The 13,979-nt window shown below is 58.6% G+C and carries 14 protein-coding genes and 1 tRNA gene; 8 read left to right on the top strand and 7 right to left on the bottom strand.

Annotated features, from left to right (window positions below; translation table 11 throughout):
• Positions 1 to 40 precede the first annotated feature (40 nt).
• From H8B20_RS05115 to hemA, 6 genes are all read right to left on the bottom strand, one after another.
• Entirely contained in the window at positions 41 to 559 is a 519-nt protein-coding gene (locus H8B20_RS05115; RefSeq protein ID WP_042561048.1) for an acyloxyacyl hydrolase, read from the bottom strand.
• A gap of 111 nt (positions 560 to 670) precedes the next feature.
• Positions 671 to 1,462, bottom strand: coding sequence for a glutamate racemase (gene murI / locus H8B20_RS05110; protein ID WP_210622546.1), 792 nt, complete (start codon positions 1,460 to 1,462; stop codon positions 671 to 673).
• On the bottom strand, positions 1,455 to 2,210 hold the full coding sequence (locus H8B20_RS05105) for a molybdopterin-synthase adenylyltransferase MoeB (protein WP_042561050.1): 756 nt from the start codon (positions 2,208 to 2,210) through the stop codon (positions 1,455 to 1,457). The genes murI and H8B20_RS05105 overlap by 8 nt, the downstream gene beginning before the upstream one ends.
• On the bottom strand, positions 2,204 to 3,034 hold the full coding sequence (gene prmC, locus H8B20_RS05100; protein WP_047303151.1) for a peptide chain release factor N(5)-glutamine methyltransferase: 831 nt from the start codon (positions 3,032 to 3,034) through the stop codon (positions 2,204 to 2,206). The genes H8B20_RS05105 and prmC overlap by 7 nt, the downstream gene beginning before the upstream one ends.
• On the bottom strand, positions 3,035 to 4,117 hold the full coding sequence (gene prfA, locus H8B20_RS05095) for a peptide chain release factor 1 (protein WP_210622545.1): 1,083 nt from the start codon (positions 4,115 to 4,117) through the stop codon (positions 3,035 to 3,037).
• The gene (gene hemA / locus H8B20_RS05090) at positions 4,114 to 5,400 is read right to left on the bottom strand and encodes a glutamyl-tRNA reductase (protein ID WP_210622544.1); all 1,287 of its coding nucleotides are present in this window, start codon (positions 5,398 to 5,400) and stop codon (positions 4,114 to 4,116) included. The genes prfA and hemA overlap by 4 nt, the downstream gene beginning before the upstream one ends.
• Before the next feature lie 182 nt (positions 5,401 to 5,582).
• Here hemA and H8B20_RS05085 point away from each other — a divergent pair, with 182 nt between their 5' ends.
• From H8B20_RS05085 to ychF, 8 genes are all read left to right on the top strand, one after another.
• Entirely contained in the window at positions 5,583 to 7,307 is a 1,725-nt protein-coding gene (locus H8B20_RS05085) for a tetratricopeptide repeat protein (RefSeq protein WP_115148149.1), read from the top strand.
• 3 nt (positions 7,308 to 7,310) lie between these two features.
• The gene (gene lolB / locus H8B20_RS05080; RefSeq protein WP_042561055.1) at positions 7,311 to 7,928 is read left to right on the top strand and encodes a lipoprotein insertase outer membrane protein LolB; all 618 of its coding nucleotides are present in this window, start codon (positions 7,311 to 7,313) and stop codon (positions 7,926 to 7,928) included.
• Positions 7,929 to 7,931: 3 nt separating this feature from the next.
• Entirely contained in the window at positions 7,932 to 8,783 is an 852-nt protein-coding gene (gene ispE / locus H8B20_RS05075) for a 4-(cytidine 5'-diphospho)-2-C-methyl-D-erythritol kinase (RefSeq protein WP_210622543.1), read from the top strand.
• 36 nt (positions 8,784 to 8,819) lie between these two features.
• Positions 8,820 to 8,894 (top strand) — tRNA-Gln (locus H8B20_RS05070).
• A gap of 45 nt (positions 8,895 to 8,939) precedes the next feature.
• Complete coding sequence (locus H8B20_RS05065; protein ID WP_003171603.1) at positions 8,940 to 9,881, top strand: ribose-phosphate pyrophosphokinase; 942 nt, start codon at positions 8,940 to 8,942, stop codon at positions 9,879 to 9,881.
• A gap of 141 nt (positions 9,882 to 10,022) precedes the next feature.
• A complete protein-coding gene (locus H8B20_RS05060) occupies positions 10,023 to 10,625 on the top strand; it encodes a 50S ribosomal protein L25/general stress protein Ctc (protein WP_042561057.1) in 603 nt (200 codons plus the stop codon).
• 171 nt (positions 10,626 to 10,796) lie between these two features.
• Complete coding sequence (gene pth, locus H8B20_RS05055) at positions 10,797 to 11,381, top strand: aminoacyl-tRNA hydrolase (RefSeq protein ID WP_210622542.1); 585 nt, start codon at positions 10,797 to 10,799, stop codon at positions 11,379 to 11,381.
• A 22-nt stretch (positions 11,382 to 11,403) separates the two neighbouring features.
• Positions 11,404 to 12,504, top strand: coding sequence for a redox-regulated ATPase YchF (ychF, locus tag H8B20_RS05050; RefSeq protein WP_150592616.1), 1,101 nt, complete (start codon positions 11,404 to 11,406; stop codon positions 12,502 to 12,504).
• A gap of 94 nt (positions 12,505 to 12,598) precedes the next feature.
• On the opposite strand, the gene H8B20_RS05045 is transcribed toward ychF, so the two are convergent.
• Positions 12,599 to 13,816 (bottom strand): MFS transporter, encoded by a 1,218-nt coding sequence (locus H8B20_RS05045; protein WP_042561060.1) that lies wholly within the window; start codon positions 13,814 to 13,816, stop codon positions 12,599 to 12,601.
• Between the last annotated feature and the right edge of the window lie 163 nt (positions 13,817 to 13,979).

Genomic DNA, 13,979 nt, shown 5'->3' with positions numbered 1-13,979 from the left:
GACACAGCGCAAACTCGGGCAAGCCCGGCGCACGGTGCGCTTACAGCGGCATCGTGTAATGCAGCGCGTAGCTTTCTACACCATCGTTGTCGCTGGACAGGCCGGCGTTGGAATAGTGCGTGGCACGAATCCCGATTTCATGCCCGCCATTGAAGCGCACGCCAGCACCGATACGGTCTTCGAACTGGAACGAACCGCCGATATTGTTCGACTCATATTTGGTGTTGGAGAACGCTGCAACACCAATCCCCGCCTCGATGTACGGCTTCACCGACTCACCGGCAAATTCGTAAACAAACACTGGCGAGAACGACAGGCTGTTGTTGCTGGAGGTCTTGTCACCCTCCCAATAGGTGTAAGCACCGCTCCAGTAACCGGTCAGGCGACCGACGTCGCTCTGCAGCCAGCTCTTGTCCCAGTCGAAATTCATGCCCAGGCGATACGTCATGGTCGAATCGCTGGTAGCGCCAACGGCGAATTCAACGCCGGCAGCCTGTGCGGTAATACTTTGCCCCATCAATGCGGCCGCAATCGCGGCCAAGCAGAATAGTCGCTTCACTTTGAAACTTCCCTTTACGGAACGATCGTTCGGTTTTCTGGATAACTCATCGCTATAGAAGCCAGCGCTTGATCAGAAGTTCAGCTGATTTTCAGTTATTTCACATTTTTTTTACAAACTGAATTTTTGCACGTCGAACGCGGTTTGCCCCAGCAGGGGCAGGGTTTGGCTGAAATGCTTCGCGTCACCACTGGTCCAGAATCTGACTGGTCGGTCAGGCCCTGCGGCGAGCAGATCGCGTTCGGCCAAAAGGCGCTGGAGTTGTCGCGCTACAGCGGCACCGGTATCGATCAGGCTGATGGTCTCAGGGATCATCGACGCGAGCATCGGCTTGAGGAAGGGATAGTGCGTGCAGCCGAGAATAATCGTGTCGCAACCGCTGGCCAGCAGCGGATCGACATACCCCTGCAGCAACGTGCGCAACTCGGCACTGTGCAGATCGCCGCTTTCAATCAATTCAACCAGACCGGGGCACGGCTGGGTGATCACGCGTACATCGGTGGCGAAGCGGTCGAGCAAGGCTGCGAACTTGGCACTCTGCAAGGTGCCCGTAGTGGCAAGCACACCGACCACGCCGCTGCGGGTAGCGGCGGCGGCGGGTTTGACCGCAGGCTCCATCCCGACAATCGGCCAGTCGGGAAAGTCGCGGCGCAGATCGGCAACAGCCGCCACGGTGGCGGTATTGCAGGCAACCACCAACGCCTTGGCGCCCTGCTCGCGGAAAAAACCGGCCATCACATTGCAACGCTGACGGATGAATTCCGGGGTTTTCTCGCCATACGGGATGTGCCCGCAATCGGCGAAGTACAGCAGCGACTCATTGGGCAACAAGCGCTGAATTTCAGCCAGTACCGACAAACCGCCGACACCGGAATCGAACACGCCGATCGGCGCATCACGCATGCTGCGATCCACAGACGCTGCAACCCGGATCACGTTTGACGCGCAATTCACGAAAGCGCGAACCCAACGCATCGATCAGCAGCAAGCGGCCTACCAGCGGTTCACCAAAACCGACCAGCACCTTCAATGCCTCAAGCGCCTGAAGACTGCCGACCAATCCCACCAGGGGTCCGACCACGCCGGCTTCGCTGCAGGTCAGTTCGGCTTCGCTGCCGTGCCCGTATAAACAGTGGTAGCACGGGCTCTCGGCGCGACGCGGGTCGAACACCGACAGTTGCCCTTCAAGGCGAATCGCCGCGCCGCTGACCAAGGGTTTGCGCGCAGCCACGCACGCGGCGTTGACGGCTTCGCGTGTGGAAAAATTATCCGAACAATCGAGCACCAGATCCACCGCCGCCACCGCCGCCGCGAGGGAATCCTCGTCCAGCGCCTGACGATGGGCGATCAGTTGAATCTCTGGATTGATCGCGCCCAGACGCTTGAGCGCCGAGTCGACCTTGCTCATGCCGACGCTGTCGGTGTCGTGGATGATCTGGCGCTGCAGGTTGGTCAGATCGACCGTGTCGAAGTCCGCCAGATGCAGCTCACCGACACCCGCCGCTGCCAGATACAACGCAACCGGCGCGCCGAGACCACCGAGGCCGACGATCAGGACGCGACTGTCCTTGAGCTTCAACTGGCCGTCGATGTCGATGTGTTGCAGCAGAATCTGCCGGCTGTAGCGCAGCAATTCCTGATCATTCAGCACGGCAGGCGCCCCAGGCTGATACGTTGATGGCCGCCCAGATCGGTGCGGCTGTGGACTTCTTCGAAACCGCGACCGAGCAGCAGATCGCGCACGGCTTCGGCTTGATCATAGCCGTGTTCGAGCATCAGCCAGCCACCTGCCTCCAGATGCGTCGGGGCCTGGGCGACGATCAGACGCAGATCGTCGAGCCCGTCCTCACCGGCCACCAATGCACTGGCGGGTTCGAAGCGCACATCGCCTTCGATCAGATGCGGATCGGTCGCGGCAATGTACGGCGGGTTGCTGATGATCAGCTGAAAACGCTGACCTTCAAGCGCACTGAACCAATGACTGCTCAGCACCTTGGCATTGTTCAAATGCAGGCGTTGGCGATTACGCTCGGCCAGCGCCACGGCTTCGAGCACGCGATCCACAGCCGTGACCTGCCACGCGGGACGCTCGCTGGCCAGGGCCAAGGCAATCGCGCCACTGCCAGTGCCGAGGTCGAGGACTTTGGCCGGTGTCGCGGGTAGCAATTGCAGCGCAGCCTCCACCAACAACTCGGTGTCCGGGCGCGGGATCAGCGTGTGCGGTGCGACTTCCAGATCAAGTTTCCAGAAACCCTGCTGGCCGAGGATGTAAGCCACCGGCTCACCTGCGCGGCGGCGTTGCAGGTACTCGGCAAACTTCAGCGCGGCGTCAGTCGGCACGATGCGCTCGGGCCAGGTGTGGAGAAAGCTGCGCGATTTGCCCAGCGCCGCGGCCAGTAGCAATTCGGCGTCCAGACGTGCGGTCGGTGAATCCGGCAGGTCGGCGGCGCGCAACAGGCTGGCAATGATGGTCATTTATTCACCTATCGCCGCGAGTTGGTCAGCCTGGTATTCGGCCAGCAACGGTTCGATAACCGCCTCCACGCCACCGGCGAGAATTTCATCAAGCGAATACAGGGTCAGGTTGACGCGATGGTCGGTCACACGGCCCTGAGCAAAGTTGTAGGTGCGAATCCGCTCGGAACGGTCACCGGAACCGACGAGCAATTTGCGCTCGCTGGCGATGGCATTTGCCGCCGCAGTGGTTTGCTGATCGTTGAGTTTGGCCGACAACCAGGCCATCGCCCGCGCACGGTTTTTGTGCTGCGAACGCTCTTCCTGGCACTCGACAACGGTGCCGGTCGGCAAGTGCGTGATGCGGATCGCCGAGTCGGTCGTGTTGACGTGCTGACCACCGGCCCCGGAGGAGCGGAACGTGTCGACGCGCAAATCCGCCGGGTTGATCTCGATCGCTTCGCGCTCGTCCGGCTCGGGCAACACCGCCACGGTGCAGGCCGAGGTGTGGATACGGCCCTGGGATTCGGTAGCGGGTACACGCTGTACGCGGTGCGCGCCGGATTCGAATTTCAGCTTGCCGTAAACGTTGTCGCCTTCAATGCGCGCAATGACCTCTTTATAGCCACCGTGCTCGCCTTCGTTTTCCGACAGGATCTCCACACGCCAGCCACGTCGCTCGGCGTAACGCGAGTACATGCGGAACAAATCGCCGGAGAAGATCGCCGCCTCGTCGCCACCGGTGCCGGCGCGAATTTCGAGGAACACGTTGCGCCCGTCGTTGGGATCCTTGGGCAGCAACATGCGTTGCAGATCGCCTTCCAGCGTGATCAGCGATTCTTTGGCTTCGCGGACTTCTTCCACAGCCATTTCACGCATGTCCGGGTCGCTGTCCTTGAGCAGCGCCTGCGCGCCTTCAAGATCGCTTTGTACGCTGAGCAGTTTTTTATAGGCGTGTACGACCGGCTCAAGTTCGGCGTATTCCTTGGAATAGGCGCGGAATTTAGTCTGATCGGAAATGACTTCGGCATCGCCGAGCAGCGCGGTCAGTTCCTCGAAACGGTCCTGGAGGATGTCCAGCTTATTGAGCAGTGACGCTTTCATTGCGGTTTTTTATCCGAAAAGCTATCCGGTGAGCCCTCGAGGGCAAAGAGTTCCTGAGCCATGGCCAGCGCATCGAGGCGGCCTTCGGCAGAAAGCTTTTTCAGTTGCACGCTGGGCGCATGCAACAGTTTATTGGTCAGGCCGCGGGCCAGTTGCCCCAGTACATCTTCGGCGTTGCCGCCGTTGGCCAGCAGGCGCAGGGCTTTTTGCAGCTCCTCGTCGCGCAGGCGTTCGCTCTGTTGACGATAGGCCTTGAGCACATCAACCGCTGCCAGTTCGCGCAGGCGCACCATGAAATCGCTGGCGCCGACCGAAACCATTTCTTCGGCCGCTTGCGCTGCGCCCTGACGACTCTTGAGGTTTTCGGCGACCACTTCGTGGAGATCGTCGACGCTATAGAGGTAAACGTCGTCGAGTTCGCCGACTTCCGGCTCGATATCCCGGGGAACGGCAATGTCGACCATGAAGATCGGCTTGTGCTTGCGCAGCTTCAATGCGCTCTCGACCGCGCCTTTACCGAGGATCGGCAACTGACTGGCGGTCGAACTGATAACGATATCGCTGCGCACCAGTTCCGCCGGAATGTCCGACAGCAACACCGCGTGGGCGCCGAACTGCTCAGCCAGGAGGCTTGCGCGCTCCAGCGTACGGTTGGCGACAACGATGCGCTTGACCCCCAGCTCATGCAAATGGCGGGCGACCAGGGTGATGGTCTCGCCGGCGCCGATCAGCAAAGCCTGACTGCGTTGCAGGTCACTGAAAATCTGTTTCGCCAGACTGACCGCCGCAAACGCCACGGACACCGGGTTCTCACCGATGGCGGTGTCGGTACGCACCTGTTTGGCGGCATTGAAGGTTGCCTGGAACAGTCGCCCGAGCAGCGGACCGATGGTGCCAGCCTCGCGGGCCACGGCGTAGGCCGATTTCATCTGGCCAAGAATCTGCGGTTCGCCCAGCACCAGCGAGTCGAGTCCGGAGGCGACGCGCATCATGTGACGAACTGCCGCATCATCTTCATGCACATAAGTACTCGCGCGCAGCTCTTCGAGGCTTAAATGGTGATAGTCGGCGAGCCAGCGCAGCACGATATCCGCCGACAGCTGATCCTGTTCTATATAAAGCTCACTGCGATTGCAGGTGGAGAGGATCGCAGCTTCGCGGCTGTCGGTAAGTCGGCAGAGCTGCTGCAACGCCTCAACCAGCTGCTCAGGGGTAAAGGCCACGCGCTCGCGGACGTCTACTGAAGCAGTCTTGTGGTTGATACCGAGTGCAAGGAAGGCCATTCAAAGTCGCTGATGGTGACGTGAAGCCGGCAATTGTCCACCTTCGTCAGATTCAGAACAACTACCGCAGACTATTGTCCCAATTGTCGGCCCCTATAATGGGCACAATTGAGACTCGGTTATGTTTGGCCGAAGGCTTGTGTCATGATGATCCGACCGCAGGTTAGTCGTCCTCTTCCTATATGAATAGATCCTCCGCGTTGCTCCTCGCTTTTGTCTTCCTCAGCGGCTGCCAGGCCTTGGCCCCCGTGTCGCCGGACGGTACGCCGCCGGTTGAAGACACCACCCCTGCGCCTGAAAAACCCAAGGTTTACAGCTCGTTCAGTGAAGAAACCGTGTTCAGCCTGCTGAGCGCCGAGCTCGCCGGCCAGCGCAATCGTTTCGACATTGCCCTGGACAACTACGTGACTCAGGCCATCAACACTCAGGATCCGGGCGTCTCCGAGCGCGCGTTCCGCATCGCCGAATACCTCGGTGCGGATCAGCCTGCGCTGGATACCGCATTGATCTGGGCGAAAAACGCGCCGGACGACCTCGAAGCGCAACGCGCCGCCGCCGTGCAACTGGCGCGTGCCGGGCGTTATGACGATTCGATGGTCTATATGGAGAAAGTCCTGCAAGGCAAGGGCGACACCCATTTCGACTTCCTCGCGCTGTCGGCGGCTGATACCGATCAGGAAACCCGCAACGGTCTGATGAAAAGTTTTGACCGCTTGTTGCAACGTCACCCGAACAACAGTCAGCTGATTTTCGGCAAGGCCCTGCTCCTGCAACAGGATGGCGACAACAAAGCGGCTCTGGCACTGCTAGAAGACAATACGCCAGAGGACGGCGAAATTGCCCCGATTCTGCTGCGCGCCCGTCTGCTCCAGCTGTTGAACCGTGGCGACGAGGCCCTGCCACTGCTGCAAAAAAGCATCAGGAAATATCCGGACGACAAACGTCTGCGCCTGACATATGCGCGCATGCTGGTAGAGCAGGATCGGATGGACGACGCCAAGGCCGAGTTCTCCAGCCTCGTTCAGCAGTACCCGGAAGACGACGAACTGCGTTATTCGCTGGCGCTGGTATGCCTGGAAGCCAAGGCCTGGGATGAGGCCAAAGGCTATCTGGAAGACCTGATCGCTCGGGAAAGCCATGTCGATTCGGCGCACCTGAACCTGGGGCGCATCGCCGAAGAACGCAACGACCCGCAGGGCGCATTGATCGAGTACGCCCAGGTAGGCCCGGGCAACGACTATCTGCCGGCACAGCTGCGTCAGGCCGATATCCTGATGAACAACGGCAAGACCGCCGAAGCCCAAAGCAAACTGGCGGCCGAACGCGACGAACAACCGGATTACGCGATTCAGCTGTATCTGATCGAGTCGGAAACCCTGTCTGCCAACAAACAGGACGACAAGGCCTGGAAGGTATTGCAACAAGCCTTGCTGCAATACCCCGACGATCTGAATCTGCTGTACACCCGGGCCATGCTCGCGGAAAAACGCAATGACCTGGCGCAGATGGAAAAAGACCTGCGCCTGATCATCAAGCGCGACCCGGACAACGCCATGGCGCTGAACGCTTTGGGCTACACCCTGTCCGATCGCACGACCCGCTACGCTGAAGCCAAGACGCTGATCGAGCAGGCACACCAGATCAATCCGGAAGACCCGGCGGTACTCGACAGCCTCGGCTGGGTGAATTTCCGCCTGGGCAATCTGGACGACGCCGAGAAATATCTGCGCCAAGCGCTGGAGCGTTTCCCTGACCACGAAGTCGCCGCACACCTGGGCGAAGTATTGTGGGTCAAGGGCAACCAGCGTGAAGCCAAACAAGTCTGGGGCAAATTCCTCAAGGATCAGCCCGACAGCACCATTCTGCGCAGCACCATCAAGCGCCTGACCGGATCCGAGACTCTTTAACTCATGTTTTTGCGCCACGTTATAGTTTTCAGCTTTATCGCCCTGCTCGCCGGTTGCGCGGGTTTCGGTGCTCGTGAATCGGTCGAAGGCCACGGCAGCCCGGCCCAATGGGCGGCGAACAAACAACAGCTGACCGGCCTCGACGGCTGGCAGATCGACGGCAAGATCGGCATCCGGGCACCTAAAGATTCCGGTAGCGGCACGCTGTTCTGGCTACAGCGTCAGGACTATTACGACATTCGCCTGTCCGGCCCGCTGGGTCGTGGCGCGGCACGCCTGACCGGGCGTCCGGGCAAAGTTTCGCTGGAAGTCGCCAATCAGGGCCGCTACGAATCGCAATCGCCGGAGACTTTGCTCGAAGAGCAGTTGGGCTGGAAATTGCCGGTGTCGAATCTGGCCTGGTGGGTCCGCGGCCTGCCTGCGCCGAACAGCAAAAGCCGACTGAATCTGGATGCCAACAGCCGCCTGGCCAACCTTGAACAGGATGGCTGGAAAGTCGAATACACCGCTTACACCGAACAAAACGGTTACTGGCTGCCCGAGCGCATCAAGCTGCACGGCACCGACCTCGATGTGACGCTGGTGATCAAGACCTGGCAGCCGCGCAAGTTGGGGCAATAACGCATGACCGCTGCACGCCTGACCCTGCCCTCGCCGGCCAAACTCAATCTGATGTTGCACATTCTGGGTCGCCGTGAAGACGGTTATCACGAGTTGCAGACCTTGTTTCAGTTTGTCGATTACGGCGATGAAATCACTTTCGCCGTGCGCGATGACGGTGTGATTCAACTGCATACCGAATTTGCCGGCGTGCCGCATGACAGCAATCTGATCGTGCGTGCGGCGAAGATGCTTCAGCAACAGTCCGGCTGTGCGCTGGGGATCGACATCTGGATCGACAAGGTTCTGCCCATGGGCGGCGGCATTGGTGGCGGCAGCTCAAATGCCGCGACGACTTTGCTGGGTCTCAATCATCTGTGGCGACTGGGCTGGGATGAAGATCGGCTGGCGGCACTGGGTTTGTCGCTAGGTGCCGATGTTCCGGTTTTCGTCCGTGGTCACGCGGCGTTTGCCGAGGGCGTGGGCGAGAAACTCACTCCGGTGAACCCTGAAGAACAGTGGTATCTGGTGCTCGTGCCGCAAGTCTCTGTAAGTACGGCAGAAATTTTTTCCGATCCTTTGTTGACACGTAACACGCCGCCCATTAAAGTGCGCCCCGTTCCCGAGGGAAACAGTCGAAATGACTGCTTGCCGGTGGTTGCAAGGCGTTATCCAGAGGTACGTAACGCATTGGATTTGTTAGGTAAATTTACCGAAGCAAAGCTCACCGGAACTGGAAGTTGTGTGTTTGGGGGCTTCCCAAACAAAGCTGAAGCTGATAAAGTCTCGGCCCTTCTGACAGAGACCCTTACAGGGTTTGTAGCGAAAGGAAGCAACATTTCGATGTTGCATCGCAAGCTGCAAAGTCTGCTCTAAAGGAACCAGGTGCTCGGCACTTGATGCAACAGATACAGGGGCGTCGCCAAGCGGTAAGGCAGCAGGTTTTGATCCTGCCATGCGTTGGTTCGAATCCAGCCGCCCCTGCCATTTTCCATACTCATCCAGGTTACCCTCAGCCTCTAGGTACTGCGCGTGTCCAAGATGATGGTCTTTACGGGGAACGCTAACCCCGATCTGGCTCGGCGTGTTGTACGTCAGCTGCATATCCCTCTCGGTGACATCTCTGTCGGCAAATTTTCCGACGGCGAAATTACTGCCGAGATCAATGAAAATGTTCGTGGTAAAGACGTTTTCATTATTCAGCCGACTTGCGCTCCGACCAACGATAACCTGATGGAACTGGTAGTGATGGCTGACGCCTTCCGCCGCTCCTCGGCTACTCGTATCACTGCTGTTATTCCTTATTTTGGTTATGCCCGTCAGGATCGCCGTCCGCGTTCCGCACGTGTGGCTATCAGCGCGAAAGTCGTCGCTGACATGCTTACCGTAGTCGGCATCGACCGTGTTCTCACGGTTGATCTGCATGCTGACCAGATTCAGGGTTTCTTCGATATTCCGGTAGATAACATCTACGGCTCCCCGGTTCTGGTGGATGACATTGAAGATCAGCGCTTCGAAAACCTGATGATCGTTTCCCCTGACATTGGTGGCGTCGTGCGTGCACGTGCTGTTGCCAAGTCGCTGGGTGTTGATCTCGGGATCATCGACAAACGCCGTGAGAAAGCCAATCACTCTGAAGTGATGCATATCATCGGTGATGTCGAAGGGCGTACCTGTATTCTGGTCGATGACATGGTCGATACCGCCGGCACTCTGTGCCACGCGGCCAAGGCCCTGAAAGAGCATGGCGCAGCCAAGGTCTTTGCCTACTGCACACACCCTGTGCTGTCGGGTCGGGCCATCGAGAATATCGAAAATTCCGTGCTGGACGAGCTGGTGGTGACTAACACCATCCCGCTGTCCGCTGCAGCACAAGCCTGTGCACGTATCCGTCAACTGGATATTGCACCGGTAGTTGCCGAAGCGGTTCGCCGCATCAGCAATGAAGAATCGATCAGCGCGATGTTCCGCTAAGGGCCCTGCCCTTCTCGAAATGTCTCGTTGACGAAAAGCGCCCCGCCCCGGCATTCCTGTCGGGGCGGGGCTTTTTTGCCCATACCGTGTTAGGCGCTGGTCGCAAACGCCGCTCGGTCATGGCTATTTTGGAGATACAAAATGAACGATTTTACTCTGAATGCTGAAGTGCGTTCCGACCTGGGGAAAGGTGCGAGCCGCCGCCTGCGTCGTCTCGCCGCTCTGGTTCCAGCTGTTGTTTACGGTGGCGAAAAAGCCCCTGAATCCATCAGCATGCTGGCCAAAGAAGTTGCCAAACTGCTTGAAAACGACGCGGCTTACAGCCACATCATCGAGCTGAACGTTGGTGGCACCAAGCAGAACGTCATCATCAAAGCTCTGCAACGTCACCCGTCGAAAGGCCACGTTCTGCACGCTGACTTCGTACGCGTTGTAGCAGGTCAGAAACTGACCGCTATCGTGCCTGTGCACTTTGTTGGTGAAGAAGCTCCAGTGAAGAAAGGCGGCGAAATCTCGCACGTTACTTCGGAAATCGAAGTGACCTGCCTGCCGAAAGACCTGCCTGAGTTCATCGAAGTCGACCTGTCGAAAGCAGAAATCGGCACCATCATTCACCTGTCGGACCTCAAAGCTCCTAAAGGTGTTGAGTTCGTTGCTCTGGCACACGGCGATGACAAGGCTGTTGCCAACGTCCACGCTCCACGTGTTGCTCCAGAAGCTACCGAAGAAGGCGCAGCAGAGTAATTCACTCTGTGACGCCGGAGTGATCAAGTAACATCGCGGACTGGAACGTAGCGAGAAAGCGGGCGAGAACGCGGAGTTTACATCTATGGTAAATGAGCTTTTTTCGTCCACTTTCGCCGCTCTCCCTGATTGCGGCGATGTTATCCACCACTCCAAGGAAGGGCCCCTATCGTGACTGCCATCAAACTGATCGTTGGCCTGGGAAATCCAGGCGCTGAATACGAACAGACCCGGCATAACGCAGGGGCCCTTTTTGTTGAGCGCATCGCCGCCGCACAAGGTGTGAACCTTGTCGCCGATCGCAAATATTTCGGCCTGACCGGGCGCTACTCGCATCAGGGTCAGGATGTTCGTCTGCTGATTCCCACCACCTACATGAACCGCAGCGGCCAGGCCGTGACGGCACTCGCCGGTTTTTTCCGCATCAAGCCTGAAGAAATCCTGGTGGCGCACGACGAACTCGACCTGCCTCCGGGCGTCGCCAAGCTCAAGCAGGGCGGCGGCCATGGCGGTCACAACGGGTTGCGCGACATCATCGCGCAACTGGGCAATCAGAATACTTTTTACCGTCTGCGGCTTGGCATCGGCCACCCGGGCGTCGCCAGTATGGTTTCAAATTTCGTCCTGGGTCGTGCGCCACGCGCCGAACAGGAAAAACTCGATGCCAGCATCGACTTTGCCCTCGGCGTGCTGCCGGATATCCTCGCCGGAGAATGGAACCGTGCGATGAAAAACCTGCACAGCCAGAAGGCCTGACTCTTATCCGAGGGGAAACACCATGGGATTCAATTGCGGCATCGTCGGCCTGCCTAACGTCGGCAAGTCCACCCTGTTCAACGCGCTGACCAAATCCGGCATCGCGGCCGAGAACTTCCCCTTCTGCACGATCGAGCCGAACAGCGGCATCGTGCCGATGCCCGATGCACGTCTGGACGCACTGGCGGCCATCGTCAATCCCAAGCGCATCCTGCCGACCACCATGGAATTCGTCGACATCGCTGGCCTGGTTGCCGGCGCCTCGAAAGGTGAAGGCCTGGGCAACAAGTTCCTCGCCAACATTCGCGAAACCGACGCCATCGCTCACGTGGTGCGCTGCTTCGAAGACGAAAACGTGATCCACGTTTCCAACAGCGTCGACCCGAAACGCGACATCGAAATCATCGACCTGGAACTGATCTTCGCCGACCTCGACAGCTGCGAGAAGCAACTGCAGAAAGTCGCGCGCAATGCCAAGGGCGGTGACAAGGACGCGGTCGTTCAGAAGGCTTTGCTGGAGCAACTGATCGCTCACTTCACCGAAGCCAAGCCTGCGCGCAGCCTGATGAAGTCCATGAGCGCTGACGAAAAAGCAGTGATCAAAGGCTTCCACCTGCTGACCACCAAGCCGGTCATGTACATCGCCAACGTCGCTGAAGACGGTTTCGAGAACAACCCGCACCTGGACGTTGTCCGCGCCATCGCCGAAGAAGAAGGCGCCATCGTTGTTCCGGTCTGCAACAAGATCGAAGCAGAGATCGCCGAGCTCGAAGACGGTGAAGAGAAGGACATGTTCCTCGAGGCCCTGGGCCTGGAAGAGCCTGGCCTGAACCGCGTCATTCGCGCCGGTTACGAAATGCTGCACTTGCAGACCTACTTCACTGCCGGTGTCGAAGAAGTCCGCGCCTGGACCGTCAAAGTCGGTGCCACCGCACCTCAGGCTGCTGGCGTGATCCACACCGACTTCGAAAAAGGCTTCATCCGCGCCGAAGTGATCGCCTACAACGACTTCATCCAGTACAAGGGCGAAGCCGGCACCAAAGAGGCCGGTAAATGGCGTCTGGAAGGCAAGGACTACATCGTCAAAGACGGCGACGTGATGCACTTCCGCTTCAACGTATAAAATCTGCACCCATGAAAAAGCCGCGTTTGATACGCGGCTTTTTTGTGTCTGAAATTTATGGCCCAACACATTCCTGCAATGGGTAATGCGTAAATCAGGGCTTTTTGGTGCGCGGCAAGAAAATCGCCAACACCCCAAACAACGGCAAGAACGAGCACAGGAAGTACACGTATTCAATCCCGTGCACATCCGCCAGATGCCCAAGCAACGCAGCGCCAATCCCGCCAAAACCGAACATCAGACCGAAAAAGATCCCGGCAATCATCCCGACATTCCCCGGTACCAACTCTTGCGCGTACACCACAATCGCCGAGAACGCCGAAGCGAGGATAAAGCCGATTATCACGCTGAGCACACTGGTCCAGAACAGATCGACGTGAGGCATCAGCAGCGTAAACGGTGCCACTCCAAGAATCGAAAACCAGATCACAGCCTTACGCCCGATCTTGTCGCCAATCGGGCCACCGAAGAACGTGCCCGCCGCCACCGCACCAAGGAACAGGAACAGGTGCAACTGCGAGCTGGCCACCGACAGGTCGAACTTCTCGATCAGGTAGAACGTGAAATAGCTGGTTAGGCTGGCCATGTAGAAGTACTTGGAGAACACCAGCAGGCCGAGTACCACCAGCGCACTGGTCACCCTGCCCTTTGACAGCCCGTGAGTCGCCGCCTGGCCCGCCTTGAGTTTGAAAAGGTTCAAGTGATGGGCGTACCAGCGACTGATGCGGTACAGCACGAACAGCGCAAACACCGCGAACAAACCGAACCACGCGACATTGCCCTGACCGAACGGAATGATGATTGCTGCCGCCAGCAGTGGACCGAACGCGGAACCGGCGTTACCGCCGACCTGAAAGGTCGACTGCGCCAGACCAAAGCGCCCACCCGAGGCCAGTCGCGCGATCCGCGACGCCTCGGGGTGAAAGGTCGAGGAGCCGATGCCGATAAGCGCCGCCGCCAGCAGAATCATTGGAAAACTGCCGACTACCGACATCATCACGATGCCGATCAGCGTACAAATTGAGCCCGCCGGCAACAGCCATGGTTTCGGGTGCCGATCAGTGTGATACCCGACCCACGGCTGCAACAGCGAAGCGGTCAGCTGGAAGGTCAGCGTGATCAGCCCGATCTGGGTGAAGGTCAGGCCGTAGCTGGCCTTCAGCATTGGGTAGATCGACGGCAAAACCGACTGGATCAAGTCATTGATCAGATGCGCCAGTGCCACTGCGCCGATGATGCGCATCACCAGTGGGCTGCTTTGGGGTGGAGCGGACGCCGAAACAGTGGCGGTCGGAGCGTTGCTGATAGCCATGGAAATTTCCGGACAGCAGATGGGTGCACGCAGGCAGGTGCGTCAATGTGCCATTTTTCGGTGCGCCAAGGCTATCCCCTTAGCCAGCTAACTAACTGACTGTTCGTCATTGACCAGGTGATAGCGCAACGCCATGGTCTGAATCTTGCCTTGCTTCTTGGCT

This window comes from Pseudomonas sp. P42 (assembly GCF_017973755.1).
GTDB classification, from domain to species: Bacteria; Pseudomonadota; Gammaproteobacteria; order Pseudomonadales; family Pseudomonadaceae; genus Aquipseudomonas; species Aquipseudomonas iridis.
This window is presented reverse-complemented; position numbering and strand designations above follow the sequence as displayed.